The organism is Methylobacterium sp. (assembly GCF_019745455.1).
In the GTDB taxonomy this organism is placed as follows: domain Bacteria; phylum Pseudomonadota; class Alphaproteobacteria; order Rhizobiales; family Beijerinckiaceae; genus Methylobacterium.
Window position 1 is genome coordinate 53,617 of the sequence record NZ_JAIETD010000133.1, and the last position, 17,499, is coordinate 71,115.

A 17,499-nucleotide genomic window follows, 5' to 3' on the forward strand; every position below is an offset into this window, starting at 1 on the left:
CTCGGCCAATCCCGAGCCAAGCCCGGACGTCTCCTCACGGCGACACCCGGGAAGGTGTAGAGACTAGACGGGCGGCACCTAAAGGCTCCGGCATCGGAGCCCATGGTGAAGGGATAGTCCAGACCACGAACGCTGCCTTCAGCAAGCAGCGGCGGCGGAAGCCGAAGTGGGATGAAACCTGGGGTCGCAGGTTCGAGACCTGCCGGGGACGCCACCTTTTTTCACGCTCTTTTCATGCGTGAAAAAATCCACTACCGCGCTCGAAGGCCACGGCCTAGCTTGATGGTCTGAGGCAGATCGCGCGAGGTGCGTATGGCAGGCCAGAAGACCGATGCGCGCGACGTCCATGTCGGTCAGCGCATCGCCATGCAACGCAAGAAGGCGGCCCTGACCCAGAAGCGCGTGGCCCAGAGCTTCGGCATGTCGGCGGCGCAGCTCCAGAAGTACGAGAAGGGCACCAATCGCATCAGTGCCATCCACCTCGAAACATTCAGCCGCATGACGGGTGTGCCGGTCGAATATTTCTTCCAGGGAATGAAGCGGAGCGACGATCCCGCCGAGGAGGGTTTCGCCGAGCGCCGGCAACAGCCCTACGCCACGGAGCTGGACCCCTGGGCCGGGCTGGCCGAAATGGTGGCGCAGCACGTGAACGCGCATTTTCCCGACACCAGTCGTCAGGAATTCGCCGCAGCGATCAAGGCGTTGAATGCCTGCCTCAATGGCTGAGGTCGACGAGGCGAAGATGGTCGCCTCGAGGGGTTGATTTAACGACCGTTTTGTCCGGTATTTCGGAAGCGTTCGGTCTTTCGGCTTGACCGTCTTCATGTCGGGTGCAAGAACCTCGACCTTCTTCAGGCCGGTCATGCGCCCGCGAAACAAGGCGCGTCCGATATCGGGGGTGCCCTCAGATGCCGCGTTCCAATTATCTCTTCACGAGCGAATCGGTCTCGGAAGGTCATCCGGACAAGGTCTGCGACCGGATCTCCGATACCGTCGTCGACGCCTATCTCGCGGCGATGCCCGAGGCCCGGCTCGGCGTCGAAACGCTCGCCACCACCAACCGCATCGTCATCGCGGGCGAGGTTCGCGGCCCGGATTCGGTGACCTTCGACCACCTCACCGAGCTCACCCGCGAGGCGGTGCGCGACATCGGATACGAGCAGTCGGGCTTTCACTGGAAGCACAACGACATCGCGATCCACCTCCACGCCCAGTCCGCCGACATTGCCCAGGGCGTCGATGCGTCCGGCAATAAGGACGAGGGCGCGGGCGACCAGGGCATCATGTTCGGCTATGCCTCGGACGAGACCCCCGAGCTGATGCCGGCGCCGATCTACTACGCCCACAAGATCCTCAAGGACCTCGCCGACGCCCGCAAGGGCAAGGTCGGCGACGCCGCCAAGCTCGGCCCCGACGCCAAGAGCCAGGTCACTGTCCGCTACGAGAACGGCCGCCCGGTCGGTGTGACCCAGATCGTGCTCTCGACCCAGCACGTCGACGAGAGCCTCGATTCCGCCGACGTTCGTGCCATCGTCGAGCCCTACATCCTTGCCGCTCTGCCGCAGGGCTGGGTCGACGAGGGCACCGTCTGGCACGTCAATCCGACCGGCAAGTTCGTGATCGGCGGCCCCGATGGCGATGCCGGCCTGACCGGCCGCAAGATCATCGTCGACACCTATGGTGGCGCGGCCCCGCATGGCGGCGGTGCCTTCTCCGGCAAGGACCCGACCAAGGTCGACCGCTCGGCCGCCTACGCTGCCCGCTACCTCGCCAAGAACGTGGTGGCCGCTGGCCTCGCGACACGCGCCACCATCCAGCTCGCCTACGCCATCGGCGTCGCCAAGCCCCTCTCGATCTATGTCGACCTCCACGGCACCGGGCAGGTCGACGAGGCGAAGCTCGAAGGCGTCCTGATGGATGCCCTCGACCTCTCGCCCCGGGGCATCCGGCTGAAGCTCGGCCTCAACAAGCCGATCTATGCCCGCACCTCGGCCTACGGCCATTTCGGGCGTGCGCCGGAAGCGGATGGAGGCTTTTCTTGGGAGCGCACCGATCTCGCTTCCGACCTCAAGTCGTCCCTGGCCTGAGCCGCCCATGAAGGGGAGGGCAGATACCCCTCCCCAGCCGGGCGGGGCCGAAGGCGCCGAACGCGCCTTCTTCGGGCGCCGCAAAGGCAAGCGCCTGCGTGCGGGTCAGGAGCAGCGCCTCGCGGAACTTCTACCCAAGCTTCGGTTGACCCTGCCCGAGCCGGGCACCTTCCTCGACCCGCCCGCCGTGTTCCCTGATCCTGTCGAAGAGGTCTGGCTCGAGATCGGGTTCGGCGGCGGCGAGCACCTCGCGGCCAATGCCCTGCGCCATCCCGGCATCGGGATCATTGGCGCAGAGCCCTTCGTCAACGGCGTCGTCAAGCTCCTGCGCGCCGTCGACGACGAGGATCTGCGCAACGTCCGGATCTGGGACGAGGATGCGACGACGCTGCTCGCGGCCCTGCCCGATGCCGCGCTCGCGCGGGTCTATCTCCTCTATCCCGATCCCTGGCCCAAGCGCCGCCAGCGCAAGCGCCGCTTCGTCTCCGACGAGAGCCTCGCGGAGATCGCCCGAGTGCTGAAACCGGGCGGCGTGTTCCGTTTCGCCAGCGATATCGACGATTATGCCGGCTGGACGCTCGTGCGCGCGCGGCGCTCGGCGAGCCTCGCCTGGACGGCGAAGGCGGCTATCGATTGGACGCGGCCTTGGCCGGACTGGCCCGGCACCCGCTACGAGGCCAAGGCCGTGGCGGCTGGCAGGCGGCCGACCTACCTCGAGTTCCGACGGACCTCCTGAGCGAGCCGGCCTGCGCAACTTCAAGGAGTCTCTACAGAAAGCGCGGGATGAATGCATATCGGGGGCGATGCCTGACATGACGGCACCTTGTCGCCAAAATCCTATGCCTTCATGATCTTGCGTGGGAGATATGCGGATGATCGGCTGCCTCCCGCGACGGCAGGCGCACAGCCCGGCGGGGGCTGGCGGCGCCGAGTGAGGTTCGCGTGTTGGGCGTCAGATCGCACCAGAACCCGGGGGCGCAGGCGAGCCAGGATCTGGCGGGCCCGGATTTCGGCGGCGACCTCCACCGCCTCGCCTTCGAGCTCGCCGCCACCGGTCTTGCGATCCTGTCGCCGGACGGGCGCAGCATCGTCTCCGCCAACACTCATCTCTGCAGCCTTCTCGGACATCCGCCCGGTGCGCTGCTGGACCGGCCCCTGACCGATCTCGGTGAGGTTGCGCATCCGCTGCCTGACGGCATCCGCTTCTGGCGGCGGGCCGACGGCGCGGCGCTGCCGGTGCGGGTCCGCGCTTCCGGACAAGCGAGCGCCGCGCTCCGCGTCATCGTGGTCGAGCCGGTGGACGAGGACGAGATCGTCCGCGCCGAGCAGAATCGCGACGCCCTCACCGCGGCCGGTCTCGGCGAATGGCGCTGGGACAGAGCCAGCGACCTCCTCACCCTGTCGCGCCGCGCCGCCCACATCCTCGGCCATACGCCGGGCGAAGCTCTCGCTTGGGCCGACCTGCGCGCCCGCATCGAGGCCGGCGACGCGATTCGGATCGAGCGGCAGATGCGGGAAGCAGCGATCGCCGGGCAACGCTACGCCATCGAGTTCCGGGTCGGGCACGGGATCGAGGACCGCCTCGTCTGGGTCAGTGCCCGCGGCCAGGCCATCCAGGCGCCGGACGGCTCGGCACCCGGCATGGTCGGCGTGATCCAGGACGTCACCACCCGAATCGCCGACCGCGACGCCTTGCGCGACCGCGAGCAGCGCCTGCGCATCGCCGCCTCCCTTGCCGATCTCGGCATCTTCGAGTGGCATATGCTCGACGACAGGGCGATCTGGGAGAACGAGCGGATGTTCGCCATTTTCGGGCGCGATCCCGAGGATGGGCCGGTGGGCAAGCGCGAGTTCCTCGACAGCCTGCTCCATCCCGACGACCGCGCGGCGGTGCGTCAGGCGATCTCGGATGCCCTGCGCGACGATGCGATCCTGCACGTCACCGGCCGCATCCGCCATGCCGGCGACGGTACCTGGCGCATCATCGACCTCGCCGGACGTTTCGAACGCGATGCCCCGGACCGACTGCCGCGCCGCCTCATCGGCGTCGTCGCGGACGTCACCGACCGTCGCATCGCCGAGGATCGGCAGAACCTCCTGATCCGTGAGCTTCACCACCGCGTCAAGAATACCCTGGCCACCGTCCAGGCGATCGTCAGCTCGACGGCGCGCAACGCCACCAGCATCAACAGCTTCTACCAGGCCTTCGTCGGGCGCATCGTCTCGCTCGCCCACACCCATGCGGTGCTCACCGGCGCGACCTGGCAGGTGGCCTCCCTGCGCGACCTTCTCGCCAACGAACTGAGGCCCTACGCCGACGACGTTCCCGACATCCCCGATGCGCGCGTCACCCTGACCGGACCGTCCGTCGAGCTCTCCTCGGAGATCGCTGTCCCGATCGGCATGGCGATCCACGAGCTGACCACCAACGCCGCGAAATATGGAGCGCTCTCCACCGGCTCGGGCCGTGTCGCCGTGACCTGGGATGTCGAGCCCGACGGTGCCAACGGCACGCTGCGATTCGCCTGGCGGGAGAGAGGCGGCCCGCCGGTGAAGCCGCCGAGCCGCCAGGGCTTCGGCTCGCGCCTGCTCCAGCGCGTTCTCACCACGCAGGTCCGCGCAGTGGTGGAGATCGAATATCCGCCCGAAGGATTCCGCCTGACGATGCGCGCGCCACTATCGGCCCGTAACGATGCCTTGAATCCGCTCGCATAAGGAAACGTCCCGACGTTCGAATCCGGGATAATTTCATAGTACTCTAATTTTGCACGAAGCCTTTTGAAGGACGAATGCCGGATCGCTTATCGCACGAGCCGGGCATTGCCCTTGTTGATGTTGTTCCTGCAATTCGTACTCGGATCGGACGCTTGGTAGCGGGAACCGTTGTCGAGTTCCAGGCGAGCGACCACGATGCGGATGCAGTTGGCCTCCCACACCACATCGTTTTCGAACTCGACCTGACTGCTGGGCGCGTAGATGGTTCCTTCGGCAGAGGCGCCGAACTTCGAATAGATGTCGTGATCCTTGGTATTCTCCCGGTCCGACCAGAGAACGATGCCGGCATAGGGCCCCGTCGTCGGAGCCTTCAGGTTGAAGCTGGTCCGGCTGTGGAAGAACAGATCGCTACCCCTGCCTTCCATGTAGATGAGGACGTCCTGCCCGACGATCGAAGCACCGTTCTCCAGCGTGAACTCGCCCTTTACGACGTACACGCCCGGTGAAAAGGTCACGGTTCCGCCCTTGATCCTCAAGCCGTTGCAGAAGGCGAGATTCGGGCTGAGGGTCACCGTTCCGGTGACGTCCTTGGCGCCTCCGCAGAGGTTGTTCATCGGGGGAGACAGGGACGCGTAGGGGTCGCTGACGGGTTCGACACCCGTTACCGGTGTCGGCGTGACCGTCGCGGTGCTGTGCTTGTCGAACCCGCCGACGACACGGATATTCTTGACGCTGACGTATGAAGAGCGTCCCAGCTCCAAAGCTTCTCTGTGCCTCGAGTTTACCTGTACACCGCAAGTTGGCGCGTCGATCCGCGCGCCGGGATCGACGTCGAAGGCGTCATGATGATCCGGATGAAGGATCAGGATGCAGATTGGGCTGGAGGATACCGCGATCGCGCGCGCCGACAGATCCCAGGATTCCACGCCGAAGAAGTTGGCGAAGGTCGTTTTCAGGCTGTTTCCCTTGGATCTGGTCCTTGACGCCGTCACTCGGACGGCATTCGGGTTCTCGCCGACAGTGAAGACGCCGTTCTCCCATTTGCCGAACTGCAGGTCCGCATCGGTCACGAGATTGTCGACGGTCGGGCGGTTCAGCGCGGCATAGGTCTGGGCTGTGGCAAGAGCCAAAGCGCGGTCGGCGCCCCCGATATATTTGGCCGTAGCCAAGGCGGAGGCCTCGGCACTCGTGAGCAGATCGTTCTTCTCGTTGAAGGCTAGCCCGATATCGACGGCGATCCCAGCAAATCCAAGCAGCGTAACGGAACTCAAGGCAAAGAGCATCGTGACGTTGCCACGGCTATTTCTCAAAAAAATCCGGAACGAAGACCCAATTTTACCGCTCATTCGATAAGGCTTCGCATGACGGCTCTGGCTGAGAGGCCGCCAAGAATGATATTGCCGAAGGGCGTAATCTTTGCAATCTCTTCCGTCGAGATGGAGAGGGTAACGATGACATCCTGCCTGCTTTGATCTCCTCTGGTTGCTGGAACGATATTGACGGACACGACGACTCGAAGATCGTCTCTTGCTCGCGTTTCGGCGAATTGCTTGGCCTCCGCCACGGTCATGTAGCCCACCGCCACTCCGCGTGCGGCCTCACGGGCGTAGGTGCTGATGCTGCTATGTGCGTGCATCACCATTGAGATCGTGAAAATCGACGCGATCATGGCAATCAGGATCGGTGCCACCAAAGCAAACTCGACTGCCGACGCACCACTTCGATTCGAGACGAGCGAGCGTACTAGCCGCAAGACGCAGGTGGATCTGATTTGAACTGCCATAAGTGAAGACATGATCTAACTGTTTAGGTCGCGTGCACATCAGGCCCATCAAATTGTTAAGATGATCCTAAAGGAAATTATTTAAATACCATTGAATGTATTGTATTCGTATTTTGAATAAAGCATCGGTGCGTGATGCATGCATTTTGAGTCGGTATGGTCACTGGGCGTCCAGCGGGAGCAGTCCAGGCCGGATTGCAGCTGCAGCGACGTGCCGTCACACTTGGAGGCGAGGGTGCACATGTGTGAAGGCCGGCGACCGATCCGCCATGATTATCGCCCTGCATCAGACCAAAAAAAGGCCCGATCCCCCCAAAAATTCGGTTCAAGGACAATGACTTATAGCGTCGAACCGGATCATGGCCCGTGACGGCCGAGCCCCGACTTTCGCTCCGGCATCTCGTCTGCCGGCAAAGGCCTCAGGCCGCGCCGCGATCGGTCTCGCCGCCTGCTTCGACGAAGGCCTTGAGCTCGTCGAGGGACTTGAAGGTGAATCGCCCACGCGGCGTGTCGGCCTCGATCGAGCCGTCCGAATACATCACGTAGGTGTTCCCGCCCGAGACGTAGGTTCCGACCACTGCGAGGGCCGGCTCTGCCGGGGTTTCCGGATCCGCCGGCTCTTCGGTGAGCGCGGGACGGAGCTCCGGCTCGTCGGAGAGGTCGGTCTCGGCCGGTGCTGCCACTGGCACGGCCGGCGCGAAAAGATCCGTCTCCGGGCCCGTCTTCAAGGCGGTTTCGGGCTGCTCCTCGGCCGATCGGGTTGCGGGCTCTTCCTCGACGTGAAGCTGCTGCGCCGACGTGTCGGCCGGTACCTTCGGCGACATCGCGTCGAACGCCGCATCGCCGGTGGGCGGATCGAAGGTCGGTTCGGCTTCCCGCGTCGGCGCGAGGTCGAGATCGGCAAGTTCCGGGAACAATGGCTCGGGCGGCGCCGGCCAGGGATCGGAGCGCCGATCTGAGCGGGGATCGGGGCTCGGCTCTTCGAACGACGCCTCAAAACTCGGGTTCGGCCGCTCGTGTGCCTCGCTTCCGAGATAGGCGCCCCCCGCCGTTCCCGCGGCGAGGCCGGCAGCCCCTGCGATGAGGGGACGCCTTGCCCCCGGCGATGGAGTTTCCGGCATCCCGTTTTCGAAGGTTCGTGCCGGCGGCACCGGCACTTCGGCTCTCGGCACCTCAAGTCTCGGCGGAACGGGGGCCGATTCATCGGCCGAGCGCCGCGCCAGGCCACGGATCTGGCGGGCGAGGACCGCGAGTCCCAAGAGAACCGAACCCGCCGAGGCGACGGTCGCGCCGGCGATCGTCATGGCGAGTCCGCTTTCCAGCCGGACGAAGGGAAATCCCTGAATTACCGAGGCGATCCCGCCGACGATCATGGCGAGGGAGAGCGCGAACAGCGCGAGGATCATGGACGTCTCGGGGGTCGCGATACGCGGGACAAGTCGCGTATCCTAAAGGCTTGCCGCTGTTTTGCAAAACCGGCCCTGTGCACGAACTTCGCCGTCCCGCTGCCCGGATGCCGGTTTCGGCGTTGCCCTGGCCGGGGTGCCGACTTACCTACAGGCGGGCCGATGCGGGATGCGGCGCGCACGTTACCCCTGCGCCACCCCCGTTCCGAGGCCCCGAGATCCGGAGAGAGCCGATGACCTTCACGCTGCCCGAACTGCCTTACGCCTACGACGCGCTCGGCCCCTACATGTCGAAGGAGACCCTCGAGTTTCACCACGACAAGCATCACAAGGCCTATGTCGACACCGGCAACAAGCTGCTCGAGGGAACGGGCCTCGAAGGCAAGAGCGTCGAGGAGATCGTAAAGGCCGCCCACAACACCAACCAGCCGCTCTTCAACAATGCCGGTCAGCACTACAACCACATCCATTTCTGGAACTGGATGAAGCCCAATGGCGGCGGCTCGCCCCCCGGCGCGCTCGCCAAGAAGATCGACGAGGACCTGGGCGGCTTCGAGAAGTTCAAGGCCGACTTCATCCAGGCTGGCGTGTCGCAATTCGGCTCGGGCTGGGCCTGGCTCGCGGTCAAGGACGGCAAGCTCGCGATCCTCAAGACCCCCAACGGCGAGAACCCCCTGGTCCACGGCGCCAAGCCGATCCTCGGCGTCGACGTCTGGGAGCACTCCTATTACATCGACTACCGCAACCGCCGCCCCGACTACCTCAAGGCCTTCATCGAGAACCTGGTGAACTGGGAGCACGTGGAGAAGATGCACGCCGAGGCGACGGCGTAGCTTTCCCTTCCCTCCCCCTTGAGGGGAGGGATCGAGGGTGGGGTGGCTGGGTGAACCTGCCGCTCACCAAGCGGAACCACCCCCACCTCCGGCTTCTACCCACACCCAAGTCGGGCTTGCCCGGTTTGGGCACTTAATAGTGCAGATCTCAGGCGAGCCCGAGATCTGTGGGGGAGGAGAGGCGCTTCTGATCGGCCTTCATGATCCGTTCCATCCTCTCCGTCGGCGGCTGGACCCTCGTCTCGCGCGTCACCGGCTTTGCTCGCGACGTGGTGATGGCGGGCGTGATGGGCGCCGGGCCGATCGCCGACGCCTTCGTCGTCGCGTTCCGGCTGCCGAACCATTTTCGCGCGATCTTCGGCGAAGGCGCCTTCAACACGGCCTTCGTGCCGTCCTATGCGGGTCTCTCTGAAACGGGGGAGGCGGGGGCCGCCCGGCGCTTCGCGACGCGCATCTTCACCCTGATGCTGATCACGCAGGTGATCCTGCTCGCTATCGCTCTTCCGGCGATGCCCTGGATCGTGCGGGCCCTGGCGCCGGGATTCTCCGACGATCCGCAGCGTTTCGATCTCGCCGTCGCGCTGACGCGGATCACGTTCCCGTACCTCCTCTGCATGACCCTGGTGACGCTGCTCTCCGGGGTTCTCAACGCCCACCGGCTTTTCGCCGCGGCCGCCGGGGCGCCGGTGCTCCTCAACCTGTCGATGCTGGCGGCCATGGCCGTGGCCTTCCTGTTTCCGAACGTCGCCTACGCGGCCGCCTGGGGCGTGACCGTCTCGGGCGTGCTCCAGCTCATCCTTGTCTTCGCCGCCTGCCGCCGGGCAGGGATCGCGCCAGGCCTCGGCAGGCCGACATTCCGCGATCCGGCCATGACCAAATTCTTCAAGGTGCTCGGCCCCGCCGTGATCGGCTCGGCCGGCTTCCAGATCGCCTCCTTCGCCGACACCATCATCGCGAGCTATCTCGCCACCGGCGCGGTCTCGGCGCTCTACTACGCCGACCGGCTCTACCAGCTTCCGTTCGGGGTCATCGCCATCGCGGCCGGCACCGTGCTCTTGCCCGAGATGAGCCGGCGCATCGCAGGAGGCGACGTCGCCGGGGCGCATGCGGCGCAGAACCGGGCCGCCGGCTTTTCGCTGGCCCTCTCGGCGCCCTTCACCATCGCCTTCCTGCTCATCCCCGGCCTGATCATGTCCGCCCTGTTCCAGCGCGGCGCCTTCGGGGCGGAGGATGCGGCGCGCGCCGCCTCCGTGCTCGCCGCCTACGGGCTCGCCCTGCCGGCCGCGGTGCTGGTCCGCAGCGCCTTGGCGAGCTTCTACGCCCGCCAGGACACCACGACGCCGCTCATCGCCTCGCTCACCGCCATCGCGATCAATGTCGGCCTCAAGATCGTCCTCACCGGCCCCTACGGCGTCACCGGCCTCGCGCTCGCCACCGCCATCGGCCAATGGGTCAACCTCGCGCTCCTCGTGGCCCTCGCCTGGCGAAAGGGCTGGACCGCGCCGAACCGGACGCTGGGCATCACCATCCTGGGCGTTGCCGTCGCCTGCCTCGGGCTTGCCGCCCTCGCGTTCTACGGCCTGCCCTTCGTCGAGCGCGCGCTGCCGGCGATGCCGCGGTTCCGCGAACTCGCCGTGCTCGCCGTGCTCGGACTCGCCGGGACCCTGGTCTATGCGGGGCTGTTGCTCGGAACGCTGCGCCTGTGCGGCCTACGCCTGAGGAGGACCTGATGGCCGACAAGCGCCTGGTCGCCGGCAGGTCCGTGGTCGTGTTCGACGCCTACGGCACCCTGCTCGATGTCCATTCCGCCGTCGCCCGCCATGCCGGCACGATCGGTTCGGTGGCGGAGACGCTGTCCGAGACCTGGCGCACCAAGCAGCTCGAATATTCCTGGGTCCATGCCCTGATGGGCCGATACGAGCCATTCTGGACGCTCACCGAGCGGGCCCTCGACCACGCGCTCGCCCGCCACCCTCAGGTCGACCCCGCCCTGCGCGGCGATCTCCTCGAGGCCTATCGCGATCTTGCCGCCTATTCCGAGGTTCCCGCGACCCTCGACGCCTTGCGCGCCGCGGGCCTTCGCCTCGCGATCCTGTCCAACGGCGACCCGGCGATGCTCGCCCGCGCCGTGGCCTCGGCGGGTTTGGGGGACAGGCTCGAGGCGGTGCTCTCCGTCGAGGCCGCCGGCACCTTCAAGACCGCGCCGTCCGCCTACGCGCTGGCCACCGAACACTTCGGAGTAGCGCCGGATGCCGTCCTGTTCGTCTCGTCGAACCGCTGGGACATCGCCGGGGCCACGGCCTTCGGCTTCGCCAGCGCCTGGGTCAACCGCAAGGGGATGCCGGAGGAGTATCCGGACTTAGCACCCGTGGCTGTGATCGAGAGCCTCGACGGCCTCGTGCGGGTCGAGCAAGCGGGGTAAATCCCGACTTGAGCACGCGTCGCCCTTTCAGCGCGCCGCCCGCCCCCGCAGGGAGGCCGGCTGACCCGGCAGGTCCAGCCTCACGCCGGTCTCGACGAGGGTGTCGCCGTCGAGGCGGTAGACTCCGAGCGTCCGGTCGACGTAGTTGCCGACATAGACGAAGCGGCCCGAGGGCGAGAAGGCGATCCCCTGCGTCACCGCTCCCGCCGCGGCCTCGCCGGTGCGGCGCACGCCGCCGTCGCGGTCGATGGTCAGGAGCGCGACGACGCCCGTCGCCGTATAGCCTGGGCCGGAATGGGGCGCCGCGGCTCCGCGCACCACCGCCACGGCCGCGTGGCGGCCGTCCGGCGCGATGGCCAGGGCTTCGGGCGTATCGCCGATGCCGACATGGTCGGCGACGATGGGACGGGCAGCGGCGGCGCGGATGACGCTCACCGTGTCGGCATGGCCGTCGCTCGGCGCCGGCCCGGTATTGCCGGCGAGGAGCACGGTCCCGTCGGGGGTGACGTCGAGGCCGTAGGTGCCCGGCCCGACCGGCATGTCGAGGGCGGGATCGTAGCTGACACGCGTGCCGTCGACGCGCAGAACCCCGACCTTGGCCGCCTTGTTCTTGGCGACGAAGGCGCGCCGTCCGTCCGGCGCGATCGTCACGGCGGCGGCCTCGTCGCCGACATCGACGGTGTCGGTGACCCGCACTTCATGGCCGCGGATCGACAGGACCGAGACGCTGCGGCCCTCGCGATTGGCCACCAGGGCGAAGCTGCCGCCGCTGTCGATGGATAGACCCGAGGGCTGGCGCCCCACCTTGATCGTCTCCACGAGGCGCGGCGGCGTGGCGGCAAGATCGATGACGTGGAGGCGGTCGTCGGCCTCAGCGTACCAGGCCTCGCCCTCCTTCTTCATCATCACGGAACTCGCCACGAGGCCGAGGCGGCCGTCTGGCGTGATCTGCAGGTTGGTGGGCGGCCCGTAGACCGAGTTGTCGAGGGGCAGCGTGTGGGCGAGACGCGGGTTGGCCTCGTCGAAGATGTCGACGAGGGCGACGGCATCACGCCCGTTGGGGCCGTTGCGGTCGCCCTCGGCCGTAAAGAAGGTCTTGCCGTCGAGGCCGACGACGAGGAATTGCGGCGTATCCGCAGTCGCGGCGGTCGTCGCGAACAGACCCGCGACCAAGCTCAGGACAATGCGCATCGTCTCTCTCCTCGTCGTCTTTCGATCAGGGCGCTTCTGCCGGGCGGGCTCGCGCGGGAAGCCGAGCCGGAAGGTCCTCGAACAGGGGTACACCCCCTTGCCGACCAGCGGCATGCGGAGCGCCCAGAGGGGGCGCACCATCAGGTCCGGCCGAGGGCGGCGCCGACGAGGCGCCTGGCATCCTCGCTCGACCATTCGGCCGGGCCCTTCATCACCCCGAGGGTGCAACCGTCGGAATCGACCAGCAGGGTGGTGGGCAGGCCGGTGGAGCCGGTCTCCTTCTGAAGCGCGGGCAGGACCCGGCCGGCGGGATCGGCGTAATAGGCGAGGGCGTGGATGGCGTTCTCCTTCAGCCAGAGCGGCGGCCGGTCGAGGTTGCGCGTGTCGACGTTGATGGCGACGACCTGGAACTCCTTGGGGTCGAAGGAGGCCTGAAGCCTGTCGAGGGCCGGCATCTCGGCCTTGCAGGGCGCGCACCACGTCGCCCACAGATTGACGAGAAGAGTGCGCCCCTTCATCCCGGAAAGACCGGTATCCTGGCCGTCCGGACCCTTGAAGGTCAGTACCGGGGCGGGGCGGGGCGCCTTGAGAATCTCCAGAGCCGCCACTTCGCCGCGCGCAAGCGGCGCCAGACGATCGGTCATCGCCGCAACTCCGGCGCATGGGGCGGTGTTGCCGCCGATCATGCCGGTCCCGTATAGGGCAAGGCCTGCGGCCAGGGCGACCGCGAGCACTGCGCCACCAGCCGCGGCGGCTTTCTTGGCGGGCATCATCGTTGCGTCCCCGCGGCAGGGGCGGGTGGAAGGGTCTGTGTCGACATGAGCAACCGGATGTGGGGCGGGCGCTTCGCGAGCGGCCCCGCCGAGATCATGGAGGAGATCAATGCCTCCATCGGATTCGACAAGCGCCTGGCCCCCCAGGACATCCGCGGCTCGCTGGCGCATGTGGCGATGTTGGGTGCCGCCGGAATCCTGCCACATGGCGATGTGGCCGCGATTCAAGACGGGCTCAAGACCGTGGCCGAGGAAATCGAGACCGGGCGGTTCGAATTCCGCCGCGAGCTCGAGGACATCCATATGGCGGTCGAGAGCCGCCTGACCGAGATCGTCGGCCCGGCGGCGGGGCGCCTGCACACCGCCCGTTCGCGCAACGACCAGGTCGCCACCGACATGAAGCTGTGGGTGCGCGACACCCTCGACGGCCTCGACGCCCAGGCCGCCGAGCTGCAGCGGGCTTTGGCCGAGAAAGCGCTGGCCCACGCCACCACCGTGATGCCGGGCTTCACCCATCTGCAATCGGCCCAGCCGGTCACCTTCGGCCATCATTGCCTCGCCTATGTCGAGATGCTGGCCCGCGACCGCGGCCGGTTCCGCGATGCCCGCGCCCGGCTCAACGAATGCCCGCTGGGAGCGGCGGCGCTCGCCGGCACCTCCTTCCCGATCGACCGCCATGCCACGGCCCAGGCCCTCGGCTTCGACCGGCCGACGGCGAACTCCCTCGATTCCGTGGCCGACCGCGACTTCGCCCTCGAGTCGCTCTCGGCCGCCTCGATCTGCGCCGTCCACCTCTCGCGCTTCGCCGAGGAACTCGTGATCTGGACTTCGGCCCAGTTCAACTTCGTCAAGCTGTCGGACGGCTACACCACGGGCTCGTCGATCATGCCGCAGAAGCGCAACCCCGATGCGGCGGAACTTGTCCGGGCGAAATCCGGCCGGGTGATCGGCGCGCTGACCGGCCTCCTCATCGTCATGAAGGGGCTGCCGCTCGCCTATTCCAAGGACATGCAGGAGGACAAGGAGGGCACCTTCGACGCGCTCCAGGCCCTGTCCCTGTGCCTTGCGGCCATGACCGGGATGGTGCGCGACCTGGAGCCCAATCCGGACATCCTCGCCCGCGCCGCGGGTTCGGGCTACGCCACCGCCACCGATCTCGCCGATTGGCTGGTTCGCGAGCTCGGCCTGCCGTTCCGCGAGGCACATCACGTCACGGGCCGCCTCGTCGGCGCGGCCTCTGCCAAGGGGGTAGGGCTGGAAGAGCTTCCGCTTTCCGAGATGCAGGCGGCGGAGCCGCGCATCACGCAAGCGGTCTACGCGGTTCTGGGTGTCGAGAATTCGGTGTCGAGCCGCACGAGCCATGGCGGCACCGCCCCCGACAACGTGCGCGCACAGGCGACGCGCTGGCTCGATGCCCTCGGTGCATCCGGTGCCTGAAACGCACGCGGCCTGAAACTTGTCTCTGAAACTTGTGTCCGAGTTCGGGGTTGAACCTTGGCCGTTCACGGCTCAGCTAGGTTTCTCCCGTTAGATCACCGTGCAGGCCTTTCGGAGATCGCGACATGCCCGTCGAGAGTTGGATGCAGCCGGACGACGTCCCGGCTCTGGCAGCGGTGGCCAAGGACCGGATCGATCTCGCGCTGAGCCGTCTCGACGAGGCCGAGCGCGAGGCATTCTGGGCCTCCATCCGCAAGTGCTACAACACCCCCTACAACGATCCGAAGCCGCGAACGCTCGTTCGGAGCGAGGTGCTCGAGGCGCCCCAGCCCTGCACCGCACCGATCGCGCCAAGCGCCTCCGACCTCGCTTCCCTGGCAGCGATGCCGCCTGCTTCCCTTGCCCCGGAGCATCGCGTCGCCTGACCCTTCTCGGACGCTCGATCGCCGCCCGCTTGCCGAAAAGGGGATCGCGGTTAAAAACGTCGGCCCTGGCGGGGAGATATCTTGAATTCCCCGCCTCGCGCCGAGGCCCGACGACGCCATAGGACCCTAAACGATGTCGCGTGTTCTCCGCCGCAGCCTCCCGTTCGGAGTCTCGGCTCTGATCCTGTCCTGTCCGATACCGCAAGGCCTGCCGCTCGATCTCGTTGGGTCTAGGCCGGTTCAGGCGCAAGCTCAGGCGGCGCCGGCCGCCGAGGAGACGGAACAGCCGAGGCGCCGCGGACGCCGGGGGCGTGATTCCGCCAACGACGCCGCCAAAAGCTCCTCCAAAGCCGCGCCGGGCACGCAGCAGGCAAAGCCCGTCGTGACCATCGGCGACTGGAACGTGTTCGCCTCCGGTCAGGGCCGGGACCGCGTGTGCTACGCCATCGCCCAGCCCCAGTCCCGCTCGCTGAAATCGCTCAAACGCGACACCGCCTACCTGTTCGTAACGGTGCGCAAGGGCGAGAACATCCAGAACGAAGTCGCTGTCATGCTCGGATTCCCCGCACGCGAGTCCGCGAGCCAGGCGAAACCGCCCAGCAGCCAGGCGGCCACTCCCCCGGGCCCGAGCGATCCGATCCTCATGCTCGGCAATGTCCGCTATGCCCTCGTGGTGAAGAAGGAGAACGCCTGGCTGCAGAATCCGGCCGAGGAGCCGCGCGTGGTGACGGAGATGGGCCGGACGCAGAAACTCCTCGTCAAGGCGACCTCGACTCGGGGCAACGGCAACAGCGACGAATACGCACTCGCGGGCTTTGCCGAAGCGATGAAGAGAACCCGCGAAGAGTGCCGTTGAGCCGAAGCCGGCTCCCTCATCGCCGGCAATGCGCCTGGCGGTGGAAAAACCTATCCGGACGCTTCCATACAGTTTACACGATCCTGTGACCGCCAGTGTCTGCGCGAGGCGGTTCGGGGCGCCTGATGATGCCTGGAGATCCCCTCCAGATGGCTCTTTGTGAACTTTGCACGGAAAAAAGGGGTGCATGCAGCAGCCCGGACGACACGGCTCCTCAGCCGGAGAACCATGCTTTCCCCGCAGCTTGCCTCTGTTTCAGACAAGCGCACGAGGCGGACTGACCAGTCCGGACTAAGCAGCCCTCGCGCGACGAGAACTCTGACGTCCTCCGAGAAGCACCGCCGTTATTCAAGGTTCGCAGCCTATTGCGGCATGCACGAATCTTTATTTAATCTGGATCAAATTTTCGCCTTCGACAATCGCTGCCACTTCGGAGCAGATTGGCTGCTGCCTCGAACGCTCACTTCCACGTGGCACAACTTGCGATATGCAAGTCTCTGTAGGACTTTGATCGGCCATGCTGGATTTCCTCGGGAGTTTCCTTGATCGGAGCAGCCTCGCTCCGCATGGGATCTGCCTGCTCTGGCGGCCGGAGCTGATCTGGACTCATGTGATCTCCGATTTCATCATCGGGGTCGCCTATTTCTCGATTCCGGTCGCCCTCGGCGTTCTCGTCACGCGACGTCGCGACATCGCCTTCGGCTGGATTTTCTGGGCCTTCGCGATCTTCATTCTCGCCTGCGGCACGACTCATTTCTTCTCGATCTGGACGCTGTGGGTGCCCGATTACGCCGCCGAAGCACTGGTGAAGGCCGCCACCGCCCTGGTCTCCCTGGGCACCGCAGTGGCCCTTTGGCCGCTCCTGCCGAGGGCTCTGGCACTTCCTTCGCCCGAAACTCTGAGGCAGGCCAATGCCGAACTTCGGGCCCGCATCGCCGAACGCGACGCCGCCCTTGAGGCCCTCGAGAAATCCAATGCCGAACGCGACCGGGCCGAGGAGATGCTGCGCCAGACCCAGAAGATGGAAGCGATCGGCGAATTGACCGGGGGCGTCGCTCACGACTTCAACAACCTCCTCGGAATCGTGATCGCCAATCTCGAACGCACCGCCCGCCTCGTGACCGACAACGCACCGGTGTCGCGTTCGATCGGCAATGCCATGAACGGCGCCGAGCGGGCCGCCAGTCTCATTCAGAAGATGCTGGCCTTCGCGCGGCGTCAGCCCCTCCATCCCCGCGAGGTCGACCCCAACCAGCTCATCGGTGATCTCTCGGAGCTGCTCCGGGGCGCCCTGAAGAGCGCTGCGGATCCGGCGGTCGAACTCGCGGACTGTTGATTTCCGCTGAGAGTTGACCCGGCGTTTTCGTTGAGAAGTGACCCAGGTTCAGGGGTTGATGTTTATCATTGGGTGGGTCTGGTCAACTCACGGTGCGGCTCCTTTTCGGCTTTCCGGCTGCGGCACTTGCCCTGAAGCGGAAGCTGTCGTTTCCGGTCTCTAGCCTGTCTTATTCACGAGGGCAGTGGATCTGTGGTGGCGAGCGTAGCGTAAGGCATTGATAGGGCTTAGGGAT

At 66.3% G+C, this 17,499-nt stretch carries 15 protein-coding genes and 2 pseudogenes; 11 read left to right on the plus strand and 6 right to left on the minus strand.

The features are described 5' to 3' along the window. Positions 1-312: 312 nt before the first annotated feature. The 4 genes from K2Y56_RS22855 (at position 313) to K2Y56_RS22870 (ending at position 4,802) form a co-directional block, all read left to right on the plus strand. On the plus strand, positions 313-726 hold the full coding sequence (locus K2Y56_RS22855) for a helix-turn-helix transcriptional regulator (RefSeq protein ID WP_292513260.1): 414 nt from the start codon (positions 313-315) through the stop codon (positions 724-726). A gap of 182 nt (positions 727-908) precedes the next feature. Continuing rightward, positions 909-2,087, plus strand: a complete 1,179-nt coding sequence (metK, locus tag K2Y56_RS22860) for a methionine adenosyltransferase (protein ID WP_292513262.1) — start codon at positions 909-911, stop codon at positions 2,085-2,087. 7 nt (positions 2,088-2,094) lie between these two features. Then, positions 2,095-2,823 (plus strand): tRNA (guanine(46)-N(7))-methyltransferase TrmB, encoded by a 729-nt coding sequence (locus tag K2Y56_RS22865; protein ID WP_292513264.1) that lies wholly within the window; start codon positions 2,095-2,097, stop codon positions 2,821-2,823. A 257-nt stretch (positions 2,824-3,080) separates the two neighbouring features. Beyond that, positions 3,081-4,802 (plus strand): HWE histidine kinase domain-containing protein, encoded by a 1,722-nt coding sequence (locus K2Y56_RS22870; protein ID WP_292513306.1) that lies wholly within the window; start codon positions 3,081-3,083, stop codon positions 4,800-4,802. Between the two features lie 86 nt (positions 4,803-4,888). Here the strand turns inward: K2Y56_RS22870 and K2Y56_RS22875 are convergent, their stop codons facing one another. The 3 genes from K2Y56_RS22875 to K2Y56_RS22885 all read right to left on the minus strand — a co-directional run bounded on the left by K2Y56_RS22875 (position 4,889) and on the right by K2Y56_RS22885 (position 7,991). Further along, positions 4,889-6,148 (minus strand): TadG family pilus assembly protein, encoded by a 1,260-nt coding sequence (locus K2Y56_RS22875; RefSeq protein WP_366849360.1) that lies wholly within the window; start codon positions 6,146-6,148, stop codon positions 4,889-4,891. After that, complete coding sequence (locus tag K2Y56_RS22880) at positions 6,145-6,597, minus strand: TadE family protein (protein ID WP_366849362.1); 453 nt, start codon at positions 6,595-6,597, stop codon at positions 6,145-6,147. The genes K2Y56_RS22875 and K2Y56_RS22880 overlap by 4 nt, the downstream gene beginning before the upstream one ends. A gap of 407 nt (positions 6,598-7,004) precedes the next feature. After that, complete coding sequence (locus tag K2Y56_RS22885; protein WP_292513269.1) at positions 7,005-7,991, minus strand: hypothetical protein; 987 nt, start codon at positions 7,989-7,991, stop codon at positions 7,005-7,007. Positions 7,992-8,224: 233 nt separating this feature from the next. Between K2Y56_RS22885 and K2Y56_RS22890 the strand changes: the two genes are divergently transcribed. The 3 genes from K2Y56_RS22890 to K2Y56_RS22900 all read left to right on the plus strand — a co-directional run bounded on the left by K2Y56_RS22890 (position 8,225) and on the right by K2Y56_RS22900 (position 11,246). Continuing rightward, positions 8,225-8,824, plus strand: a complete 600-nt coding sequence (locus tag K2Y56_RS22890) for a superoxide dismutase (protein WP_292513271.1) — start codon at positions 8,225-8,227, stop codon at positions 8,822-8,824. Positions 8,825-9,024: 200 nt separating this feature from the next. After that, positions 9,025-10,554: a murein biosynthesis integral membrane protein MurJ gene (gene murJ / locus K2Y56_RS22895; RefSeq protein ID WP_292513274.1), complete on the plus strand. Its 1,530-nt coding sequence runs from the start codon at positions 9,025-9,027 to the stop codon at positions 10,552-10,554. Then, positions 10,554-11,246, plus strand: a complete 693-nt coding sequence (locus tag K2Y56_RS22900) for a haloacid dehalogenase type II (RefSeq protein WP_292513276.1) — start codon at positions 10,554-10,556, stop codon at positions 11,244-11,246. Before murJ ends, K2Y56_RS22900 begins: the two co-directional genes overlap by 1 nt. A gap of 27 nt (positions 11,247-11,273) precedes the next feature. Here K2Y56_RS22900 and K2Y56_RS22905 read toward each other — a convergent pair whose 3' ends face one another. Beyond that, entirely contained in the window at positions 11,274-12,437 is a 1,164-nt protein-coding gene (locus K2Y56_RS22905; RefSeq protein ID WP_292513278.1) for a YncE family protein, read from the minus strand. Between the two features lie 140 nt (positions 12,438-12,577). After that, on the minus strand, positions 12,578-13,207 hold the full coding sequence (locus tag K2Y56_RS22910) for a TlpA disulfide reductase family protein (protein ID WP_292513309.1): 630 nt from the start codon (positions 13,205-13,207) through the stop codon (positions 12,578-12,580). Between the two features lie 48 nt (positions 13,208-13,255). Between K2Y56_RS22910 and argH the strand changes: the two genes are divergently transcribed. From argH to K2Y56_RS22930, 4 genes and pseudogenes are all read left to right on the plus strand, one after another. Next, positions 13,256-14,647 carry an argininosuccinate lyase gene (argH, locus tag K2Y56_RS22915; protein WP_292513281.1) on the plus strand — a complete coding sequence of 464 codons (1,392 nt, stop codon included), beginning with the start codon at positions 13,256-13,258 and terminating at the stop codon, positions 14,645-14,647. Positions 14,648-14,772: 125 nt separating this feature from the next. Continuing rightward, entirely contained in the window at positions 14,773-15,072 is a 300-nt protein-coding gene (locus K2Y56_RS22920) for a hypothetical protein (protein WP_292513284.1), read from the plus strand. Between the two features lie 133 nt (positions 15,073-15,205). Beyond that, complete coding sequence (locus K2Y56_RS22925) at positions 15,206-15,928, plus strand: invasion associated locus b family protein (RefSeq protein ID WP_292513287.1); 723 nt, start codon at positions 15,206-15,208, stop codon at positions 15,926-15,928. A 517-nt stretch (positions 15,929-16,445) separates the two neighbouring features. Next, a pseudogene (locus K2Y56_RS22930) lies at positions 16,446-17,162 on the plus strand (ATPase); the annotation flags it as partial. Between the two features lie 167 nt (positions 17,163-17,329). On the opposite strand, the pseudogene K2Y56_RS22935 reads toward K2Y56_RS22930, so the two are convergent. Then, positions 17,330-17,427: pseudogene (locus tag K2Y56_RS22935) on the minus strand (ATP-binding protein); the annotation flags it as partial. Between the last annotated feature and the right edge of the window lie 72 nt (positions 17,428-17,499).